This window comes from Gimesia aquarii, assembly GCF_007748195.1.
Classification (GTDB): domain Bacteria; phylum Planctomycetota; class Planctomycetia; order Planctomycetales; family Planctomycetaceae; genus Gimesia; species Gimesia aquarii.
On sequence record NZ_CP037920.1, the window covers coordinates 4,804,213 to 4,825,886 of the forward strand.

Here is a 21,674-nt window from a genome sequence, read left to right on the forward strand (position 1 = left end):
ATAAGATATCAAGGCTAAACTAATAGATAAGATTAATCTCTCTCAGATCAGATCCGGAAAGACGTCAGCACTTTTCAATACCGTTTTACCAGCGAAATAATCCGGTACCCCAGGCAAGGCCTGCTCCAAAACCACTAAGTAGGACGGTATCGCCTCGGTTAATCAGACCGGCTTGAAATGCTTCATCAAGTACAATTGGAATCGATCCCGCAGAGGTATTTCCATACTTGCTCAAGTTGTTAAATACCTTTTCGCGAGGAATTCCCAATTGTTCACAAGCCGAATCAATAATTCGAATATTGGCCTGATGCATCAAAAACAAATCGACCTCATGCACACTCATACCAGTTTTGGTTAACATCAGGTCAATAGAGTCGGCGACAGTTCTGACAGCCCATTTAAAGACACTACGACCATCCATACTTAAAAAATGGCGACCATCTTTGATGTCTTCTACTGTAGCAGGATTACGTGTACCACCGGCAGGACGATCTAATAATGAGGAACCGCTGCCATCCGAACCAGTCTGATAGCAAGTTAAACCCTGATGTGGATCCCCTTTCGCCAGCAATACGGCGCCTGCCCCATCGCCAAATAGAGGAGCAACGCGGCGATCATCAGGATTAACAATACGACTATTACAATCTCCACCAATCACCAGAGCCAATTTACTGTTTCCTGTTGCCACGTATTGAGCGGCTGTGACGAGAGAATACATGAATCCTGCACAAGCGGCTTGTAAATCAATTGCGGGCGCATCAAGACCTAATCGATCCTGAACCAGACAAGAAACCGAAGGACATTGATAGTCGGGTGTAAATGTCCCGACAATCAGCAAATCAATGTCTTCAGGACTGACACGTGCAGCACGAATGGCTTTTTGTGCCGCTTCGTAACACAAGTCACTGGTCGCCATTTCTGGAGGGGCATGACGGCGTTCTAAGATACCAGTACGTTGCTCAATCCATTCCGGATCAAAACCATAACGCTCCTGCAGGTCTTGATTGGTAACGATATTATTGGGTACGTAAGATCCACTCGAAACAATTTGTACTCCCAATAATGAATTAGTTCGTTGACTAATCACTTGGCGACCACGCTTACTCTCTATTTTCTTTTTATCAGATGACAATTTCACCTGTTGATTCAGAAGCCCAGACGCATCCAAGACTGATTCAAGATCGGAGGAATTGACTTGATTTTTGGTTTTATACTTTAAAGAAATTTTGTGCATTATTCTGACATCCTTATTCAGCATTTACTGACCCCTGAATCAATTTCAGAGCCCAGCCTCCATTCAACACGAATCCTATCGTGATGTAGCACAACTCCAATAGAACAGGCCACTTTCACTAAGTAAACCTGTCATGAATACGATTTTGCACTGTTCACTAAGAACACTCAAGATTTTTTGTGAGAATAGAAATGATCGAGTCTCACTAATACATTGATGGTCATTATTATCTAATCATTCTCATAATGTTCGCAGAGTATAGCGTTTCATAAAATTGGAAACTAGCGAAATATAGAAAATTCCAGCTAACGAATAAGATAGGTAAAATACCACCGCCTTCAAAATGAACATAAACACACATATTTCAGGCAACTTCTTCATCCAATTTATCATTACAAATTCGATAATAGAGATATGTTTCGAATTCCTCTTCCAGATTATCTCCCCTTTTCACTTCGATGCTGATTCCATACCCACGGATTTCGAGTATTCGTGTTCTGATTGCCGCTCCTACTTCAGAATCACAAGATATGCTTAAATCCCCTGATAAAGGGGGAAACAGCCCGATATGCACTACACTCACTTTCTGATTCCTAGCGAACTGAACCAGGGTGCCCCCCTCAATCACTTCAGAACCATCGGGTTCCGTCATACGACTCATCCACTGTGAACGATTTTCCTGCTCTTCGTCAAACTCAATGACTTCATGAGTAGAATCAGTAGATAGTTCCGGCAATACCTTCAATAATGCTTCATTACTCTCATCGATCAATGCAGGTGTCTCGACGCTCGTTTCTTCCGTAACAAGCGTCTGCTTTGGGCTTGAGATGTGTCTTTCCTGGTCATGCTGCGAGAATTGTTGTCCTTCTTCATGTTGAAGCTCGGTTGGAAAATTCTCAGAAGCTGCCAACGCTGCCGCCTCGCGTTCAATCAGCTCGTGAACACCAGCAAATGCCAAAAAGTAAACAGTAATCAAGCCCCATCCACCAACAGATGTCAATTGTCCGTCTGGAAGCGCTGCGAACATTCCGCCTAAGACTGGTAGAATCAGTACCAGAGTTAGTGAATACTTCTGACTCTGTGAAAGATCCATCAACCGCTGAGAGCGTATCAAAAGTAGAGTGGCTAAAGAGAAACACGACAGCAGACCGCCTAATGTTACCAGAGGTAAAAAGCTCTGCTGAACTTGAAAAATGCCAGTAGCGCGCATTAACAGTAATACACTGGCAAGAATGAAACTAACACCAATCATAAAAAAAGGGAACAGCCATCTCAAACGAGATGACTTTCCCTGAATGGTTCTATTCTTAATTTGATTGATGCTGCGTTTTGTTTCTTCCATGTCGAGCATCCTCCATTCTGCTCGGCGAGAGTTGACTCAGAAATCAGCGGAACCTCAATCACGACATCGCGAATTGAGGCTCAGGCACTTCGTTTCCCAGGCCAGCAGCGTCTCTCAACTCAGCAGCTTTGTCTGTTGCTTCCCAAGTGAAATCGGGATCGTTTCGACCAAAGTGCCCGCCCCAGGTTGTTTTTCTGAAGATGGGACGACGCAACTGTAAATGATTAATAATCCCCTGTGGCGTTAACGGAAAGATATCTCTGACCAGTTGAGAAATCGTTTCTTCCGGAATCACCGAGGTTTCCTTTGTATCTACATAAATACTGGTCGGTTCAGCAACACCAATCGCATAGGAAAGCTGAACTTCACACTCAGAAGCCAGACCAGCGGCCACAATATTCTTCGCGATATAACGGGCCATATAAGCTGCAGAACGATCCACCTTGGTAGCATCCTTACCACTGAATGCGCCGCCACCATGACGTCCCCAACCACCATAAGTGTCGACAATGATTTTGCGGCCTGTCAGACCAGTATCTCCATGAGGCCCCCCAATCACAAATCGACCAGTAGGATTGATATGATATTTGGTCTTGTCACTCAAAAAATTTGCTGGAACAATTTCCTTGATCACATTTTCAATGACGAAGTCACGAATCTCTTCCTGACTGACATTTTCAGTATGCTGAGTTGAAACAACTACGGCCGAAACACCAACAGGCTTGCCATCTTCGTATTCAACAGTGACCTGGCTTTTACTGTCTGGCAACAACCAGTCGACTTCACCATTCTGACGGATTTCAGTCAGCTTATTCAAAATTCGGTGAGAAAGGGCAATCGGAACTGGCATGTATTCTTCAGTCTGGTTACAGGCATATCCAAACATGAGGCCTTGATCTCCTGCACCTTCTGCATCAACACCTTGCGCAATATCTGCACTTTGTTGATGAAGCTTTACCAGAACTTCACAAGTATCAGCATTAAAGCCGATATCTTTACTGGTATAGCCAATATCCCGAATCACATCACGTGCAATTTTCTCATAATCCACTTTTGCATTACTTGTGATTTCTCCTGAGAGCACAACAAAGTCAGTTGTGCACAAAGTCTCACAAGCGACGCGCGAATAAGGATCGCCAGCAAGCAGTGCATCCAATATCCCATCTGACACCTGGTCAGATACTTTATCAGGATGCCCCATACTGACCGATTCACTTGTGAACGAGAAGTTAGCCATGCGTCACTCCACCTTTTTTGCATTGATTAAAGAAAGATAGTCAAAAATATATCTCGCCCGATTTCGGGATCACTTTAGTATCCACTCATCCTTGAAAGATCATACCAAACACACTCTTGTGAACCTGACCTTTGCGAGTATTATTGTTCCCGATTGTAGAGCCCCTGAATGAACTCAACAAGAGTTTCTCCCCTCTAGCTTAACGTTTTGAACAAGGTTTCTCAAAAAATCAGCACTATTTTCATAGATGATCAGTAGAATATTTCCCTGCATTCTAAGCCGCACGTTCACAGCTAGTTACCTTAGTGTTCATGAGGAGAGGAAGAATCAAGTTCACAGTCCGACTTGTTGCACCACGTTGGTCTAAGACAAATTTTTGTGCCCGCTCTCCCTGACTTGCTGCCGTTTGAGGATCTTTCAACCAATCCAACAGAGTGACGAGCAATTCATCCTGGTCATGGACCACTTTAGCTGCCCGATGTTGGATCAATGCATCCACCACATCTTTGAAGTTCCAAGTATTGGGTCCGAACATCAGAGCAGTACCATAACCGGCGGGCTCAATCATGTTTTGCCCTCCCCGCTTCGTCAAACTTCCCCCAACGAAAGCCACATCCGCCACCCCCCAACAGGCTTTTAATTCTCCCAATGTATCCAGCAAACCAACGGCCGGTGCTTCACTGTTGGAAAAAGGAAGCAACGTACTTACATCACCCTGTCTTTGTTCGCTACGACGAATTAAGGGCAGGCCATAACTTTTTATCATTTCAGCGACTTCTTCAAAGCGTTCCTGGTGCCGGGGAACCAGAATGAGTCGAAGACTCGGAAAATATTTCCTGGCTTCCAGATAAATATCCAGAGCAATACGTTCTTCAGGAGACTGTGTACTACCTGCAACCAAAACAGTCTGTGCTGTATTTAACCGAAATGTACTTCGGAGCTCGGCTGTTAACGGATTGTCCCGCTCAACTTCAATACCGTCAAACTTTATGGAACCAGTAATATGAATACGGTCTGAATTACCTTTGAGACTTCGAAACCGCTCAGCATAATTCTCTGTCTGCGTTGCAATCAAATGGAGCCGATTCAAGAGAGGACCGATCAATTTGCGAATCCGCCAATATCCACGAAAACTCTTTTCGCTTAAGCGACCGTTGATAATAGAGACTGGTATTTTTAACTCAGCAGCAGCGAGTACAAAATTTGGCCAAAGTTCCATTTCCACCAGAATCACCGCCGTTGGTTGAATTCGCTGAAGGGCACGCTTGACTGCCCATGAAAAATCGAGCGGAAAATAACAAATACGATATTGGGGAAATTTCTCTTGAGCGACAGTAAACCCGGTATGAGTTGTCGTCGTGATGACAAACTCCACATCTGGAATCTGCTCTTGAATTTGATCTAATAACGGTGGCAGTTGAAGCACTTCACCGACACTGACGGCGTGAAACCAAAGACAGGGACGATCTTCATCCCGACAAGGCAGGTTTCCCAGAAACTTCTGACTCCAACCAGATCGATATTTCTTTTGAACCAAAACCCGATACAGAATGATCGGGAAAACAACTGCCAACAACAGGCAATAAACAAGGTTCAAAAGATAAGAAATTAAACGCACGGGATTCCATTCCCTTATCAAATTCTGGTGTTGCCTGAGCACATTACTGTTTAAAAACTACAGGTTCTTGCCGCAGCACTTTTTATATTTTTTCCCGCTACCGCAAGGGCACGGATCGTTCCTGCCTACTTTGGGTTGCTGATTCACAATCGGATCAATTGTTTGCTGTGATGGCTCTGAAGGACTTCCCGATTCCTCTCCAGACTCATCATAACCATAATCATCTGAGACCTCTTCATGTACCGTCGAAGTGACCTGCCATAAAGAACCAACAAAATCAGGACTCTGTTTTTCCAATCGGAAGATGGCTGAGGTGACTTGCTGACCAATCCGACCCCACATCGCATCGAAGGCCTTCATCCCTTCGCGACGATATTCTACCTTGGGATCTTTTTGGGCATAACCAACCAGACCAATTCCGGCCCGTAAATGGTCCATGTAATACAAATGGTCTTTCCAAGATGTATCTAATACTTCCAGAATGAGCGAACGTTCTGCCTGACTTAGTTCGGGGCGATACCGATGATTGTAAGCTTGATACAACCGTGTTCGAATCTCATCATCAGATAGAGGTTCTAGCTCTTCCGTCGTTAAATTCGTCTCCAGTTCCTGATTGGCCCATTCAACCAGTTCTCCTAACGCCGGATTGTGAGAACCTCCATGAACTCCATTCCCGGAAGCAACAGTGGCTTCTTCCGAGTATGCTTTAGTAAGAAACTGTTCGATCTGTGAAGAAGCTTCTCCATTGACAAAAACTTTCTCACTTTCAGTGGAAAGAATCTGTTGGATTTCATTAACGGGCTTACCTTTCAACGATTCCAATTCCAGATTCGTTTGGAACCTTGTATTAGCCCATTTCACCAGTCCAATACGACTATTCGCTTCATTACCGGGCTGTTGATTTCCGAGGAAATTATACATACCAACAGTTACAGGAAACGTCACTTCTTTTTCGCGGTATAGTTCTTTGACTTTTTCAAGGACCTTCTCTTTGGCTTCAGGAATACTCAGATCTTTAAAATCCTCAGGATCGGCGGTAATCCCAAACTGATAATCCAAATATCCAACTAGAGAACGCGTACCCCAGCTTGGATCGAGGAAGGTCTCTAACGGTGAAAAATCAATGCGACCAATGGCTTTCTGTGCATGATCGTATAAAGTCTGATGTAGACCATCTTTGCCGCTTTTCTTCAACTCACGCTCATTCAAATTTAAGCTAAAGTGAGCGTTGGCCCATTTAGCGAGTGCCTGCCAGTTCCAATCATCTTCGTACTCTTCTGGCAAGTTCTCTTCAATCTGTTCGGCAATTAAATCATCAGCTTGTCGACTTGCTTCATCTTTGAGGTAGCTGACTAATTGCTCAAACGTCATATCCCGAACACTGACAGCTTCGACGTCAATATGCGCTTCCTGACCACACCAGGCTGCGATCGTATCCCAGCGGTAATTACTGTCGAGCAAGCGATCGGTTTCTTCATCTACCTGTCGTTCGATCATTTCTAAAATCAAATCGCGGCAATTACAGCCATCCAGGATTTGTTGTCGGTAGCCGTAGACGTTTTTACGTTGCTCGTCCATCACTTCATCGTATTCGAGCAGATGCTTACGCTGTTCAAAATGGCGTTCTTCAACCTTTTTCTGAGCACCTTCAATCCGGTTTGAGACCATGCGGCTCTCAATCGCTTCGCCTTCTTCCATACCCATGCGGGACAAAATCGACTTGACCCAATCCCCCGCAAAGACCCGCATCAGTTTGTCTTCCAGAGAGAGAAAGAAACGACTGGAACCCGGATCTCCCTGACGACCAGACCGACCACGTAACTGCAAATCAATACGGCGGGAGTCATGACGCTCTGAGCCGATCACATGCAATCCGCCCAGTTGGGTGACCTCTTCCGCTTCAACATCCATGCCTTCCCGTTTTTCGATTTCTTTGACAAGCTGATCCCACTCTGCTTTAGGAACCTGTAAACGAGATTCATATTTCTGACTCAATTCATCCCAGGCAATATGCTCGGCACTACCCCCCAGGATGATATCGGTACCTCGACCGGCCATATTGGTCGCAATCGTGACGGCCCCTTTGCGCCCCGCCTGTGCGATAATTTCCGCTTCGCGCTCGTGCTGCTTTGCATTGAGTACGTTATGCTGTATTCCATATTTACTCAATTTATGGCTGACGATTTCCGACTGTTCAATGGATACCGTTCCCACCAGAATGGGGCAACCTTTTTCATGCACTTCGCGCACTTCATCAGCAATCGCAGTCCACTTTTCTTTCTCAGTCTGATAAATCACGTCGGGATGATTGATTCGCTGCATCGGACGATTCGTAGGAATGCTGACCACATCCAGTTGATATATCTTCCAAAACTCTTCCGCTTCGGTCATAGCGGTACCAGTCATCCCCGCAAGCTTATCATAGAGTTTGAAGAAATTTTGTAAGGTAATTGTTGCCAGAGTTTGCGATTCTTCTTTAATCCGAACGCCCTCTTTGGCCTCCACAGCCTGATGCAAGCCATCGCCCCACTGACGTCCCGGCATCAAGCGACCTGTATGATCATCGACGATAATCACTTCGCCCTGTTGAACGACATAATTCACATCTCGTTTATAAAGATGATGGGCTTTGAGTGCATTATCGATTAAATGAGGCCACTCCATATTGCCGGCCGTGTAAAAACTTTCCACTCCAGCCAGTTCTTCCGCGTGTTTGACACCTGCATCAGTTAAGTGACATGTATGTTCTTTTTCTTTGACCTCAAAATCGACGCCCACTTTGAGCTTCATTGAGACGGAATTTGCCTTGGAATATTTTGTGAGATCATCCTGAGCCGGCCCGGAAATTATGAGTGGTGTTCGGGCTTCATCGATCAGAATATTGTCAATTTCATCGACAACAGCATAATGAAGAGGCCCCTGTACCTGCAGCTCTTTCACAGGTTTCATATTGTCGCGCAGATAATCAAAACCGAATTCATTATTCGTTCCATACGTAATATCACAGGCGTAATGCTTCTGCCGTTCTTCAGGTCCCATTCGAGACTGAATGGCACCGACGGTCAATCCCAGGGCAATATGAATCGGCCCCATCCACTCCATATCACGTTGCGCAAGATAATCGTTAACGGTTACAATATGGACCTTGCCGGACAAGGCATTCAGAAACGCGGGTAAGGAAGAAACCAATGTCTTCCCTTCTCCCGTTACCATTTCAGCAATCATGCCTTTATGTAGAAAGTAGCCTCCAATCATCTGCACGGAGTAATGCCGCATATTCAAATTACGCCAGGCAGATTCCCTAACCGCGGCAAATGCATAGGTCAGAATATCATCCAGCGTTTCACCGGCTTCCAACCGCGCGCGCAATTTCGATGCGGTCTGTTTTAATTCTTCATCAGATAGTTTCTGTAATTCAGGTTCGAAGCTATCGATTTCAGCCAGCATCGAGCCAGGTACAACTTCATCGTTGCCTTCTTTGTCTCTGACGAATCCCAGTTTTCGAATTTGTCGCTCGTTTGATGAACCGAACAGACCCGTTAAAAATCGTTCGAACCATGCCGTTACAACAGTCAGCCATTCACCTAGTTTGTCAAGGAATTCCATTTTTTAACCTGAACTCGAATTCTCGAAAATAGTCTATCTATCGCCTCTGGTTCATTTCACGCTGACTGTCATACTGGCAGTAGCAACGTTCCATTCAAGAATTGACAGAGCGCGTATCGCCAAACGATGCCCTGTAACCAGAATACATGTAATTTCTGTAAGTTCTTCTCTTTCCGAAGTTTATTTATTTTGAAAAGTATGGTCAATGGCGGTATTTGCTTCCTGTTTGACCATGGCTTCGGGAGATTCAGAGGCTCACTCATACTGAAATGCAACCAATGTGCCAAGTCTGGGGCATTTGTAATATCTACCTCTGGATCTTTTAACCGAAATGCTTATATTTTCATGGGATGGATCAGAACCCAACCTTTCAACTGATTCATACTTAAACCCTTACGGAGATTACAGATGTATAATGGACCTGATTCAGAAAAATACCAGGCAGGTAATCCTCCCGCTCCTCCTGCAGACAACTCCGAAATGATCATCAGCTCCGATACTTACCGAGAAAACCGCATTCCCGCTGGTCAAACTCGAACCCGAAAATGGCCGGTCCTGCACGCAACCGATGTTCCCAAGATCAATCTCGACACCTGGAAACTGGAAATTAGTGGTCTCGTCAAAAATCCCCTTTCTTTTAACTGGAATGAATTTCAACAATTACCGCGCACACAAGTCTTCGCAGACTTCCACTGTGTGACCCGCTGGTCCCGCTTGGGAAATCTTTGGGAAGGTGTCTCCGCGAAAGAAATCATGCAACGCGCCGGAGTCCAACCTGAAGCCCATTATGTCATCGCCACCGGTTACGATGATGGCTGGACTACAAACCTCCCGCTAAAGGATTTCCAATCGGAAGACGTTCTCTTATGTGACAAACATGACGATGAGCCTCTTGACCCCGATCACGGCGGGCCTCTGCGTTTAATTATTCCCCTCCTCTACGCCTGGAAAAGTGCCAAATGGATTACAAAAATCGAGTTCGTCGCCGACGACTCGCCCGGCTATTGGGAACGCGGTGGCTATCACAATCATGGTGACCCCTGGGTCATGAATGAAGACAACCCCGACGGCGAACGCTTTCAATCAAAAGATGACATCCCTCCCGGCTTTTTTGACTAAGTAACGACGTTCAATATTTTCACCCAAAAAATCCCATTGACAATTTCGGGAACCCCCGAATGGAATTCCCTTCCTAAAACGGTGACCACTTTTCTTCTTGACATCATCGCGCCGTTCTCGAAACTCTGTGATCTGCGTCGCGCGCGCGTGGAAATTTTTTCTTCGCGGTGAATACTTCTGGTCCTGTTGATTTCATCACTATAAAAGTCCCTTGTTTTTGATGATTGGATCATGAACATGCTGAACAAGCTCTTCATCATCACCCTCATTTCAGACTACTTTCAACTACATTTGCATCATCAACACCGCTCATATCGGTCAAACTCAAGACAAAAATGCGCAAATCTTTCTGGCTTGACTGGCCCACGCCATTCCAGATCATGTTAGATATTCGATCACGACTAAATCACGTTTTCATATTTCTGAAATGATCTGAATACACAAACGAAAAACACACAACCTTGCGATATACACTCTGTTACTAGAGTTTTTTTGCATTGTCATGTGACCACAGACATATTCTAACCGATATGACGACAACGCCTGAGATGAATATCTGCTGAGCAGTCGGATTAACATGCCACTCACAGCTACGCTTTTAAAGCACTAAATAAATCCATTGATTAGCTTGTCCTTCTAGACCACAACCGATGAATCTACTTATACGATCTTCAGGTAAATGGATTTTTTTCGAAAATAAATGAACCAAACGGGAACTGATTACGACTATAGTCACAGTTCCATGACACGATCACCCAACCAAATCCTTGACGAGTTGCTAGTGCTGAAATGCCAGGATGGTGACATCAAGGCTTTCAAAACTCTTGTCTCTCGTTGGCACAACCGGTTGCGGCGGCATGCCTGGTATTTAACTCAAGACTGGGAAGCTGCGGGAGACATCGTTCAGGATGCCTGGTTGGATATCATTCGTACCATTCGTCGGTTGAAAGACCCATCGTCATTTCGGAACTGGGCGTACCGCATTGTGGCGAACAAAGCAACCGACTGGGTGCGACGCAAACAGCGACAAAGAACATTGTGGACGGAAATAGCGCACCAAAAAAAGAGTGCGGGTGACTCCACAGCGCAACAAGGAAACAAGTCACATGTGCAGTCAATAATTCAACAAGGTATCAAAGCATTGTCGACAAGCAGCCAACAGATTCTTTCCATGAAATATATGGATCACATGTCAACACAAGAAATCGCACAAGCGTTAGGGATCCCGGTCGGAACTGTCAAATCGCGGTTACATCATGCCCGGGAGCAACTGAAGCAAGTCATACAAAGGAGCGAATTATGAAAGAAATTGATGAACAGATTCGGGAGGCACTCCAGGCTCAGCAGGACGAATTGAATGATGGATACAATCTGGACAATGAAGGTATCTTGCAAATGTTTCGAGGCCACTCAAAGTGGATCACCATCACCTGGTTTAGCCTGATGGCGGTGACGGTTACCGTAATGATCGTTTCTGCAGTTCAGTTCTTTCGGGTTGAGAGTACCCGTGCCATGATTGCCTGGGCCACTGGTTTTACCGTCTGCTTCATTTTTGAAGCGTTAATTGAGTTTTCTTTTTTAGCAGATTGTCGGAAGAACGCACTTCAATGTCAGATAAAACGACTGGAGTTACAGGTCGCAACTTTAGTCAGTGGAATGGAAAACAAAGAAGAACAGCCAGAAGACGAGAAGGCGTAATGGCCTTTTAAGTCACCCTACTCCTGACAGAGCCTCTCAAAATATCCAATCATTCTAGAGAATAGGCATGCACCGCCTCTGTCACACTTGCTGAGACAGAGGCAATTCAGAATTACTCATCGAGATTGAATTTCATGACATCCGACTCGGGATCACCAGTTACAACAACAGAAAGCTCTGTTGCGTCGTTATACTTTGCAGGGATCACCTGCTCGACTTCGTCGATTTGTTCATCGGTATCAGGGTCGATCTTTTTCTTGCCTGTTGGTTTGTGCCAATAAACGGCAACACGGTAGGACGCCTTGTTGGGCCCCTTATCAGCAGGGATTTTAAACGCTCCGTTTTCAATAGGCCCACCAGCAGGGTTGGACTTTCCATCTTCTGGAATCAGGGAGATCATACCGTTAGGGATTGGTTCGCCTCCAAAGTTCACCGTTCCCGAGACTGGAAATCGTTTCTCCCCTGTATAATCAGACTGACTTCCACATCCCAAACAACCTGCAATCAAGACAACCAGTAATGCTCGAACAACCACGCCCATTTGATTCATCCGTAAGTGCCCTGTTAAAAATTGAGAATAAAAAATATCAACCAGCTCGACTGAGCTGGTTGAATTCAAAGAAGTTTCAAAGTCCAATTTAGAACTCTCCGACAACCTCATCGTCATCGATAAAGAACAAATTCTGGATTACAAATCCCGGACCAGCCATGTTGACATTCATCCCCAAACACGTGGTAGTCGAACCGGCTGCAGGATTGTGACTGATGTTTTCACTAATGAAACGTACCGCACCATCTGCCATCAGGAACTGGGCTCCCCCTTCATGGTTACTACTCATTCCATGACGTGTACAACCAGTGTCACCTGATGCAGCGTTATTAGCTGAAGTCGTTGCGGTCGGAGTGTTGATGGGCCAGTTGACACGGAACTTGTTGCCAGCGTCTGTAACACCACTGCGTCCCCAGACAATCGCACCTCCAAAACGTTTGCCTGCGGGATTGCGTTTCAGGCGACGTTCTGCCAATAAGAGAGTGTTACTGGTTCCATCGGTGATGTCACGAATACGAATCTTGGTATTGCCGCTCCCGATGCGATCATTCACAACATAATTGGATGTGGAATAATCCTGGTGCATATCGTTAAAATCTTTTTTTCCCGTATCCGAGGGACACCTATGGGCGGGAACGGGATCATCGAGTGGTGTGGTGCCCGCAAAATTGGCGCCGCGATTAGGCATCCGGCAGCCATCTGGATTTAATATGTTATACAAGGGAGCCTGATCCATGTAGGGTAGTATGAAAGTTCCCCAACCCCATGCACGGTAACTGTTGTCAGAAAAAGTACCTCCGTTTGACATCGTCACACACCGGGTCGACCAGCCAGCGCCACCGGGACGGTTAATAACCCCGGGAGGAAACACATTGTGAACATCGTGGTAGTTGTGAAATGCCAATCCAAACTGCTTCAAATTATTCTTGCAGGTAGATCGTCGGGCCGCTTCTCGAGCCTGTTGGACGGCTGGTAATAAAAGTGCAATTAAGATCGCAATAATGGCAATGACAACCAGCAGCTCAATTAACGTAAATCCAAATCTTCTGTCTTTTAATGAACTCTTCACCACAAAGTACTCCTTTAGAAATAGAGTTAAACTTTATTGCCTCTTTAGAAATGAAGGAGAGGCTAATAAGAAAATTTCTTAGAGATGCTCTGTTCAGATTCATGACTGTTTCTAAAATTACATTAGGAACAAAATATTCCTTTAATTAATACATCAGTTTATTAATATACACATGATTAATAATTAATCTACAAGTGTTTGGTTCAAAATGAATTTTTCACTAGTGATTACATTCGAACCTGATCTTTAGTTTCGTTAATAAAATAAATAGTCACTTCAACTCTTAAGACCAAGTAAACAGATTTCATTTGATCTTCCAATGAGACAGACTTTTTGACGCGTGAGTTACACTACTTCGATAAACGATTCAACGTTTGTGGGAACCTGATTCGCGCAGTAGCAACTTTTCAGAGAGTGCCAAAGTTTTTCTCAGAGTTCATCCTGGACTGTAAATCAGAAAGCAGAACGAATTCTGTGTTTACGCAGAGTCTGTAGAGCCCTGTTAATCTCACTTGTTCTAAAGCAGAAGGCCCTCTGATGAGACATGAGACTCGCTGACAGATTGGTCCCAGTGTTTGATACGACTATCGTGATCCCAATGTAAAACCTTCTGCCAGTTTCATTGCTTTTGCTGCTGCGAATGTTCCCCGGAACCGCATTGCAAACTGAAGGTATCTCTGCTTTGCAACATGGGGCTTGTCTTTGAGAAACTCTTCCAGTTTGGTTAACTCGGCAAGAGCGACTTTCTCTTTTTTTTCTTGCCGTTTCGACTCGAGAGACAAGGCGAGTTTCGTTTTTGCCGAAAGAGGGTAATCAAATGAAACAAGAAGTTTTTTTGGAGCCCCCTCTCTCACTTGTTCCTCTAAAATGAATGATTTTCCATCAATCGTCAGCATGACTTGAAATGGCGTGACTGTTGGACCTCCATTACAACGATAGTAATGCACATAAACTTGATACTCTCCATCAGGAGCTTTTCGCAAGGGCCAAAAGATATTCTCAACGGGCTCAATTGAAAAGGGAAAACGGACATTCATATCAACGTCTAAACGCCCCTGACAGATTGACGTTTTATGACGATACCAAATATGCTCTTTTGATGGAGGAATGACGTGTAAGTCGATGTCATTCACGTCTTCCCAAATCAGCGATACTTGAACTGCACCCGTCTGAGCATTTTCCCGTTTGAGGCGACTCTTAAAGACAGACCGTGCATACCCAGACCCCTGCTCTAAATCCCCTTCCCTGCCAATTCCTATACCTCGCGCCATGTGATCAATTGCGCGATCCACTTGAGACTCTAAATTTTTCAGACCATGTTTTGGAATGACATTCAGATCAATAAAATCGGTCTGAGGGACTTCAACATTGAGTTCAACCAAGTCGATCTTGGAATCAATCAGGGCATCTTCTTCATGTTCCACAAGCACTGTTGAGATCTCGAACTGTGGTTGATCTATCGAACGCAATATAATTAACCCCATGACCAGGAGGATGAAAAAATGGACTACGAAGCTGCAAGCTAATCCCTCCATCCAGTGAGTCTGTTTAAAAAAGAATGAATCTTGATCATCCATCAGAAACGGCTTAAGTGAAGACGACTTTATCGGACTGAATCTGGTAGCTCTGAAAGGTCTCTGAAATCTGCGTTTCTGCGGTAAACATTGAGCAGTGCTATCTATTCCCTCTTGAGATTGGTCAAACAGTACTTTTAAACGCCCCGCAGGATACCACTCTCCAGTGCTTCCCATTTGCACGCGTGTCTTGCGTGTAACACGACCAATATGAATGAGCCCTTTCATTTCAAGCAGGGTAAAGGGACCAAATCTGGTCGATTTATTCTCGAAGAACCAATCTTGTGCCATGAATTTTGCTCTCATATCACGCGACATACGCGTCAAAACTATCCATACACTACCATATAAACATTATAACACCACACTTCTCTCTGTGTCAAATAAGCACCGCTCCATCAAGCATCTCTGAACCTGTTTCTGATGTATTTGTCGTAGGGTATAGCAAAAGCAGGGTTTACCATCATTTCCAGATTAGGCAACAACGCGAGGTTTATAGAATCAGACTTTTACAAACCAGTCTCGAACAAATTTTTCCTTCAGAGAAACTCTCATAATGAAATGCTCTAAACCAAAGTTTGCTTCATTAGTGAGAGACAGCCTCTTGAACCAAAAATGTTGGTATGTGAGTTCTGGCGCAGTTGGAACCACTTTTGAATTAGCATTGGGGAAGAAAATCTTACGATGTCAACGGTTGTTGAATTTAAGTCACCCTCAAGAATTTCGAGAGTATGAAGGGAGCGCCAATCTGCTGGTCTGGTGTGCCTGGAGGCTTGATCGAGGCATGAAGACCGTAACAAGCTGGGACGACGAAATCGAGACGGTCGTGGAAGGACTATCACATTTGACCGGCAAAAGAGTAATCGACTTGGATATTCAGACTCCAGCCTGGGACTTGCTTCTTAAATTTACCGGTGACTACTCACTAAAAGTATTTTGCGATCATGTACCCGGAAATCCCAGCTGTCAAGATAACTGGATCCTTTCGATACCGCAAAAAACATTGTATGCTGGCCCAGGTCAATATTATGGTATAGAACGGAAAAACTAAAAATCGTGCTGATTAATATCAACATAAACTTAAATAAGTTCAACCACTTTATTAGAAACCAATGATGTCCTATGTCTTATCGCCTCAGTAATTTTTCACTGTATCTGATTTTTTACAGCCTCTTGATTTTTTCGATAACGAATCCCGCATTCGGTGATGCCCCCGTGAATGGCAACGCCGTCATCAAGCGAAAGGCGGGATCTTCTGAAATTGTGATCACAACAACCAATCGTTTAGCCGGTGCGATTGACTCACTCACCTGGAACGGAAAAGAATTCATTGACAGTTTTGATCATGGCCGACAACTGCAGTCCGCGGCCAGCTTTGACCTTCAATCGACAGATCCATTCTGGGCAGAACGTTATAACCCCACAGAAGCCGGTTCTCGTTCCGACGGGACAGGAAAGACCTCATCCAGTAAGCTCCTCTCGCTCCGCGCCACAGGAAACGAATTGGAAACCACGACACGCATGGCGTATTGGCTGGCGCCCGGTCAGAAGTCATCTGGTCGGCTAGCGCTCAACCAAAAAATTCTTTCAAATCATCTCGTATCCAAGCACGTCCGCATCGGCTACAAAGATCATGATCAGGTGATCGAATATCAGACGACTTTCACGGTTCCCAAGGGTGAGCAACACACTTACGCTCAATTCGAAGCACTCACCGGCTACATGCCCGCCGAGTTTGAGAAGTTTTGGACTTTTCAACCTGCAACGGGCAAGCTGGAACCGCTCAGCGATGGTCCTGGCGAGCAGAAACTACCCGTCGTCATGAGTACCAAAGACGGCGAGTACGCGATGGGTATCTTTTCTCCCGATCAACCCTCAAAGGGTTACAGACATGCGGGATATGGGCGTTTTCGCTTCAAGGCAGCCAAAGTCGTCAAATGGAACTGTGCCTTCCGCGTACGCGACCAACAGGGAATTAAACCAGGGGAATATTCCTTCCGCATGTTTGTGGCTGTCGGTACTCTGGAGGACGTCAGACAATCACTTGTGTCACTCACTAAAGAGTTTTGAAGTGATTTGGTTACCTTGATTCATTCAAGATCTTTGGGACGCAATCAATAAATAAAGTGTTTGAAATAAAAATGGAGCGTAATTCGATGAGCTGTCAATGGTCTGTTAAGCATTTGAATTTTCTACTACTAATACCCTGCCTCTTCATTGCAACACACGTCCAAGCCCAGGAGATCGCTCCTGCTGATCTGGAAACGTTTGTTGATTCCGTCGCAATGGAATCGATCGAAAAGCAAGCCAGTATTGGCTTGAGCATCGGCATTGCGCGCGGAGACCAAATTGTTCTCGCCAAGGGATATGGATCTGCTGATCTGGAACTCGATGTACCGGCAACAGAAAAAATGGTCTATCGAATTGGCTCGATTACGAAACAGTTCACCGCCGCTGCAATTCTTTTGCTCGTCGAAGAAGGAAAAATCAAACTCGATGATCCACTAACGAAATTTCTGCCCGACTATCCCACTCAATCGCATGTGGTAACTCTACGGCATTTGTTGCAACACACTTCAGGAATCAAAAGTTTCACGAGCCTGCCTAACTACCGTCAATTGTTGTCTCAAAACGTAACGCATGAAGATATTTTGGCACGCTTCAAAGAGATGCCGTTTAATTTTGAACCAGGTACGAAATTCAAATATTGCAACTCAGGTTACTATCTGCTGGGAATGGTCATCGAAAATGTGTCTGAACTCTCTTACGACGAATTCTTACAAACACGAGTCTTTAAACCATTAAAGATGAATACAACTTACTACGACAAAGCCAGCCCAATCATACCGAATCGAGCCAGCGGCTATTCTCGCTGGGGTGGCAAACTCCGCAATGCGGGATTTATCAACATGAAGCAACCATTTGCAGCAGGTGCGATGGCTTCAACCGTGACTGACCTCATTCTCTGGCAGCGCGGCTTGCACAACAACAGCCTGCTCAAACCCGAATCATATCAATTAATGACTACGCGAGGCACACTTTCTGACGGTAAAGCGATCAATTATGGGCTGGGCACCTTTATACGAAAGATTAACGGCAAGCAAACCATCGGTCACGGTGGCGGCATTACGGGCTTTCGTTCCGACCTGATTTATTATCCGAAGCTAGACCTGACGATTGTCGTGCTCGCTAACTGTGATCGCACAAATCCCGCCCGAATTTCAAAACAAATCGCCGCTCACTTGATCAAATCAAAAACAAAAAACCTGGAAAAACCATAATAGTAATCCAGCATGCATCAATTTAGTTTGCCTGACAAATAAAAAGGACCCACCACAGGTCTAACCTTCCTGCGGTGGGCAATGTCGCACTGAATTTCAGTCGATGATTGTTGCCGGTATCCGTTTAAGCCATCGTTTAGTTTAATCACTTGAATGGCCTTACCATTAGGCCTACTCCTCCAATATTTCAAACGTTAATGGCATGTCTGACAAAAGTAAAAAAGTGGAGGAGGCGAGAATCGAACTTGCATCTTCAAGCATTTTCATCCGGCATTCGAGACAACAATCAGTGCAAATGAGTCTAGAGTGATAATCTAAACTTCATTTGTGTTCGCAACACTTGCCTCTACCTATTGGGCTATCTCGCCGAAAATAATACAAATGGCGAGAGCAGGATTCGAACCTGCAACTGACAGTGGCGAAGAATTCAATCTTAGTCTGATACTGAATTTTGCACTCCATGTTTGAGTGCTACTCTTTGTGAGATCATAACACATACAAAACCGTTTGCAATCCCATGCTGGATCGATTGAATCGAAGCGACTGAAAGGTACAATCCGGTGCATCTCCCCTAACGATATTATTGCAGAATTGGCAGACGCATAAAGGAATGCTTCTGCCACACACTGGTTTCATTCAGATGGAGGTGTCACATCAAACAAGAATTTGAATAAAGGTTGAGAAACATTAACGGATGTCACTTCCGACATATTCGCCGTCTCGCGTGCGAATTTGACAGCATCAACAATGCGGCCAACACGTTCAAGTAAGTTACTCTTCTCTGTCGCTGGAATCGCACCTGAAAATTTGATTGTATTCCATTTACCAACAACGACATCCTCGCTGTAAGTCTCGACTTGTGCTGGATGATGTTCTGTCGCTTCGGCCTTCACATGGTTTCGCAACATTTTCTTCGTCTTATTCGTTTGTGCAGCTTCAGAGGCATAGCAATTCGCGGCATCTGACCACTCCCAGTTCTCAGCAGGATCGAGTGTTGGCAACGAAGAAACAAACGTCTGAACGTCATGTAACTGTTTCTCAAGAAAAAGCATATAGGTCACGGGGACATCGCTCAGTATGGTCTGGCCATCAACAACTATATCGGCAGTTGCTTTGGTGTTCGCCCAATCTTGTGTCGCCACGATGTCAAATAATCCTGCCAAAGATTTCGAGACTTCTTCGATCGCATTGGGGACAGAATACTGTATATTTTTCTTTTCTGGTGGAAATGTTTCGCCCTCATCATCCAATGGCTGATAGGTACGAGTAATCCCGTCAAACAAAGCAGACTTTTGAACTTTTTTGTATGTCTCTGTAATCTCACGAGTGGTCTTGGTTTTCTTACCATTCGCAATGGCAATAATCTGATTCAGTTTCGACATTCTATATTTCCTTAATTTCGGTTTCACTCTAAATCAACATTCAAATTCGAGCAAAACACCAAATGATTGTCAAGGAGGTCCTGTAATTTGCAACTCACATTAGTATGGATGACACTTCTCGTAAAACGACAAAGTCCCATCGTGTCGATATAAAAAAGAATCAGAAATAAGAATCGATCTTAAAAAGGATAATTCACTGAAGTGATTATCCCCCTCAATATCAGTCAATAACTCAAACCTGAGGTGCAGCCGCGATGACTTCTTCGGAGACTCCTGAAGCGTATTTCATGAAGTTATTATTGAAGGCGGTTGCCAGTTTGACTGCGGTCTCCTTGTAAGCACTTTGATCGGCCCATGAATTATGGGGCACTAGAAGCTTGTCATCTACACCCGGGCACTTCGTAATCGTAGCCATTCCAAAAATAGGATCGATCTCTGTGGGTGCATGATTGAGAACCCCTGAATGGATGGCATCAATGATCGCCCGTGTGGCTTTCAGGCTGATGCGTTCGCCCACACCATACGCGCCCCCATTCCAACCGGTGTTGACCAACCAGACGTTTGCATTGTACTTCTTGATTTTCTCCGCCAGCAGATCCGCATATTTTCCCGGATGCCAGACTAGGAACGGTCCGCCAAAACAGGGAGAAAAAGTCGCCTCAGGTTCTGTGACTCCCATTTCAGTGCCAGCAACCTTTGCAGTATATCCGCTGATGAAGTGGTACATGGCCTGCTCAGGAGTCAATTTGCTGACAGGAGGTAGCACACCGAATGCATCGCAGGTGAGGAAAATGACATCATTAGGATGATCGGCAACACACGGGATTTTTGCACTGGGCATGTATTCTATCGGGTAAGCACCACGTGTATTTTGTGTGAAGCTCGTATCATCAAAGTCCACATGATGATCGGCTTCGTCATACACCACGTTTTCCAGTACCGCGCCGTAACGCAATGCCTGAAAAATTTCTGGCTCATTTTCACGTGAGAGATAGATCGCTTTCGCATAGCAGCCACCTTCGATATTGAAGATACCATTGTCGGTCCAGCAGTGCTCATCATCGCCAATCAAATATCGCTTGGGGTCGGCTGAAAGCGTTGTCTTTCCGGTTCCTGAAAGTCCAAATAGTACTGACGACCGCCCCGACTCGCGATCCGCGGTTGCCGAACAATGCATCGACAAGATTCCGCGCTTGGGCATCAGATAGTTCATGACGGTGAAGATTCCCTTCTTCATTTCGCCTGCGTACTCTGTGCCCAGAATCACAATCTCGCCATCCTCAACACTCAGATCCACGCTTGTCTTAGAAGTCATGCCGGTTGTGAATCGATTCGCGGGAAACGTTCCAGCATTGTAGATCACATAATCAGGCTTGCCGAAGTTTTCCAGTTGTTCCTCAGTAGGTCGAATCAACATGTTATGCATAAAAAGAGCATGATAAGGACGCGAGCAGATCACACGAACTTTAATTTGATATTCAGGATCCCAACCGGCAAAGGCATCAATCACATATAAATGGGGGCAGATATTCAGATAGTCGGTTGCCCGTTCGCGGTTGCAGAAAAAGGCATGCTGATCGAGTGGATAATTGACATCTCCCCACCAGATATCCGCTTCCGATTTTTTATGTTTAACGACCCGTTTATCTTTGGGAGACCGACCTGTTTTGTCGCCAGAATAGGCAATCAGTGCTCCGGTATCCGAAATCGAAGCTCCCGGCTCATAGCGAATGGCTTCTTCATATAACATCGAGGGATCAGGGTTCCGCATGACCCATTCCACGTTAATTCCATGCTCGGATAGATCAAACGACGACATGTATCACTCCATTTAGTTTATTTAATTTCGAATCACTTTAGCATTCTTGTTAAATCAGAGTTTGGGAACACCCCTGATTAAAGCTAATCCTGGCAAGTGTAATCTCTCTCCGCTTTTTTCCCAAGAGCGATTCACACCTTTAAGT

The 21,674-nt window shown here is 45.0% G+C and carries 16 protein-coding genes; 6 read left to right on the forward strand and 10 right to left on the reverse strand.

Going from position 1 to position 21,674, the window contains the following annotated elements; genetic code table 11:
* Nucleotides 1-85 precede the first annotated feature (85 nt).
* The 5 genes from V144x_RS18600 to secA form a co-directional block, all read right to left on the reverse strand.
* On the reverse strand, nucleotides 86-1,234 hold the full coding sequence (locus tag V144x_RS18600; protein WP_232102576.1) for a 3-oxoacyl-ACP synthase III family protein: 1,149 nt from the start codon (nucleotides 1,232-1,234) through the stop codon (nucleotides 86-88).
* Nucleotides 1,235-1,598: 364 nt separating this feature from the next.
* Entirely contained in the window at nucleotides 1,599-2,576 is a 978-nt protein-coding gene (locus V144x_RS18605; RefSeq protein WP_144986971.1) for a hypothetical protein, read from the reverse strand.
* Between the two features lie 58 nt (nucleotides 2,577-2,634).
* Nucleotides 2,635-3,813: a methionine adenosyltransferase gene (metK, locus tag V144x_RS18610; protein WP_144986972.1), complete on the reverse strand. Its 1,179-nt coding sequence runs from the start codon at nucleotides 3,811-3,813 to the stop codon at nucleotides 2,635-2,637.
* A gap of 274 nt (nucleotides 3,814-4,087) precedes the next feature.
* On the reverse strand, nucleotides 4,088-5,431 hold the full coding sequence (locus V144x_RS18615) for a 3-deoxy-D-manno-octulosonic acid transferase (protein ID WP_144986974.1): 1,344 nt from the start codon (nucleotides 5,429-5,431) through the stop codon (nucleotides 4,088-4,090).
* A gap of 57 nt (nucleotides 5,432-5,488) precedes the next feature.
* Nucleotides 5,489-9,037, reverse strand: a complete 3,549-nt coding sequence (gene secA / locus V144x_RS18620) for a preprotein translocase subunit SecA (RefSeq protein ID WP_144986976.1) — start codon at nucleotides 9,035-9,037, stop codon at nucleotides 5,489-5,491.
* 408 nt (nucleotides 9,038-9,445) lie between these two features.
* Between secA and V144x_RS18625 the strand changes: the two genes are divergently transcribed.
* From V144x_RS18625 to V144x_RS18635, 3 genes are all read left to right on the forward strand, one after another.
* Nucleotides 9,446-10,156 (forward strand): sulfite oxidase-like oxidoreductase, encoded by a 711-nt coding sequence (locus tag V144x_RS18625; RefSeq protein ID WP_144986978.1) that lies wholly within the window; start codon nucleotides 9,446-9,448, stop codon nucleotides 10,154-10,156.
* A 742-nt stretch (nucleotides 10,157-10,898) separates the two neighbouring features.
* Nucleotides 10,899-11,459, forward strand: coding sequence for an RNA polymerase sigma factor (locus V144x_RS18630; protein WP_197998506.1), 561 nt, complete (start codon nucleotides 10,899-10,901; stop codon nucleotides 11,457-11,459).
* Entirely contained in the window at nucleotides 11,456-11,854 is a 399-nt protein-coding gene (locus V144x_RS18635) for a DUF6768 family protein (protein WP_144986981.1), read from the forward strand. The genes V144x_RS18630 and V144x_RS18635 overlap by 4 nt, the downstream gene beginning before the upstream one ends.
* A 112-nt stretch (nucleotides 11,855-11,966) precedes the next feature.
* On the opposite strand, the gene V144x_RS18640 is transcribed toward V144x_RS18635, so the two are convergent.
* The 3 genes from V144x_RS18640 to V144x_RS18650 all read right to left on the reverse strand — a co-directional run bounded on the left by V144x_RS18640 (nucleotide 11,967) and on the right by V144x_RS18650 (nucleotide 15,338).
* Nucleotides 11,967-12,404 carry a hypothetical protein gene (locus tag V144x_RS18640; RefSeq protein WP_144986983.1) on the reverse strand — a complete coding sequence of 146 codons (438 nt, stop codon included), beginning with the start codon at nucleotides 12,402-12,404 and terminating at the stop codon, nucleotides 11,967-11,969.
* An 88-nt stretch (nucleotides 12,405-12,492) separates the two neighbouring features.
* Entirely contained in the window at nucleotides 12,493-13,473 is a 981-nt protein-coding gene (locus tag V144x_RS18645) for a DUF1559 domain-containing protein (protein WP_197998507.1), read from the reverse strand.
* A gap of 584 nt (nucleotides 13,474-14,057) precedes the next feature.
* On the reverse strand, nucleotides 14,058-15,338 hold the full coding sequence (locus tag V144x_RS18650) for a DUF2135 domain-containing protein (protein ID WP_197998508.1): 1,281 nt from the start codon (nucleotides 15,336-15,338) through the stop codon (nucleotides 14,058-14,060).
* A 313-nt stretch (nucleotides 15,339-15,651) separates the two neighbouring features.
* Here V144x_RS18650 and V144x_RS18655 point away from each other — a divergent pair, with 313 nt between their 5' ends.
* From V144x_RS18655 to V144x_RS18665, 3 genes are all read left to right on the forward strand, one after another.
* Nucleotides 15,652-16,098 carry a hypothetical protein gene (locus V144x_RS18655; protein WP_144986989.1) on the forward strand — a complete coding sequence of 149 codons (447 nt, stop codon included), beginning with the start codon at nucleotides 15,652-15,654 and terminating at the stop codon, nucleotides 16,096-16,098.
* 71 nt (nucleotides 16,099-16,169) lie between these two features.
* The gene (locus tag V144x_RS18660; protein WP_197998509.1) at nucleotides 16,170-17,117 is read left to right on the forward strand and encodes a hypothetical protein; all 948 of its coding nucleotides are present in this window, start codon (nucleotides 16,170-16,172) and stop codon (nucleotides 17,115-17,117) included.
* 86 nt (nucleotides 17,118-17,203) lie between these two features.
* Nucleotides 17,204-18,328: a serine hydrolase domain-containing protein gene (locus V144x_RS18665; RefSeq protein ID WP_197998510.1), complete on the forward strand. Its 1,125-nt coding sequence runs from the start codon at nucleotides 17,204-17,206 to the stop codon at nucleotides 18,326-18,328.
* A gap of 632 nt (nucleotides 18,329-18,960) precedes the next feature.
* On the opposite strand, the gene V144x_RS18670 is transcribed toward V144x_RS18665, so the two are convergent.
* Together V144x_RS18670 and pckA are read right to left on the reverse strand one after the other, a co-directional pair.
* Nucleotides 18,961-19,710 carry a DUF7873 family protein gene (locus V144x_RS18670; RefSeq protein WP_144986993.1) on the reverse strand — a complete coding sequence of 250 codons (750 nt, stop codon included), beginning with the start codon at nucleotides 19,708-19,710 and terminating at the stop codon, nucleotides 18,961-18,963.
* Nucleotides 19,711-19,942: 232 nt separating this feature from the next.
* Nucleotides 19,943-21,529 carry a phosphoenolpyruvate carboxykinase (ATP) gene (gene pckA, locus V144x_RS18675; RefSeq protein ID WP_144986995.1) on the reverse strand — a complete coding sequence of 529 codons (1,587 nt, stop codon included), beginning with the start codon at nucleotides 21,527-21,529 and terminating at the stop codon, nucleotides 19,943-19,945.
* Between the last annotated feature and the right edge of the window lie 145 nt (nucleotides 21,530-21,674).

What these genes read in the sequence shown, in the direction of transcription:
- V144x_RS18600 (WP_232102576.1), bottom strand. Translation starts at nt 1,234, where the DNA reads ATGCACAAAATTTCTTTAAAGTATAAAACCAAAAATCAAGTCAATTCC.
- V144x_RS18605 (WP_144986971.1), bottom strand. Translation starts at nt 2,576, where the DNA reads ATGGAAGAAACAAAACGCAGCATCAATCAAATTAAGAATAGAACCATT.
- metK (WP_144986972.1), bottom strand. Translation starts at nt 3,813, where the DNA reads ATGGCTAACTTCTCGTTCACAAGTGAATCGGTCAGTATGGGGCATCCT.
- secA (WP_144986976.1), bottom strand. Translation starts at nt 9,037, where the DNA reads ATGGAATTCCTTGACAAACTAGGTGAATGGCTGACTGTTGTAACGGCA.
- V144x_RS18625 (WP_144986978.1), top strand. Translation starts at nt 9,446, where the DNA reads ATGTATAATGGACCTGATTCAGAAAAATACCAGGCAGGTAATCCTCCC.
- V144x_RS18630 (WP_197998506.1), top strand. Translation starts at nt 10,899, where the DNA reads ATGACACGATCACCCAACCAAATCCTTGACGAGTTGCTAGTGCTGAAA.
- V144x_RS18635 (WP_144986981.1), top strand. Translation starts at nt 11,456, where the DNA reads ATGAAAGAAATTGATGAACAGATTCGGGAGGCACTCCAGGCTCAGCAG.
- V144x_RS18640 (WP_144986983.1), bottom strand. Translation starts at nt 12,404, where the DNA reads ATGAATCAAATGGGCGTGGTTGTTCGAGCATTACTGGTTGTCTTGATT.
- V144x_RS18650 (WP_197998508.1), bottom strand. Translation starts at nt 15,338, where the DNA reads ATGGCACAAGATTGGTTCTTCGAGAATAAATCGACCAGATTTGGTCCC.
- V144x_RS18660 (WP_197998509.1), top strand. Translation starts at nt 16,170, where the DNA reads ATGTCTTATCGCCTCAGTAATTTTTCACTGTATCTGATTTTTTACAGC.
- V144x_RS18665 (WP_197998510.1), top strand. Translation starts at nt 17,204, where the DNA reads ATGAGCTGTCAATGGTCTGTTAAGCATTTGAATTTTCTACTACTAATA.
- V144x_RS18670 (WP_144986993.1), bottom strand. Translation starts at nt 19,710, where the DNA reads ATGTCGAAACTGAATCAGATTATTGCCATTGCGAATGGTAAGAAAACC.
- pckA (WP_144986995.1), bottom strand. Translation starts at nt 21,529, where the DNA reads ATGTCGTCGTTTGATCTATCCGAGCATGGAATTAACGTGGAATGGGTC.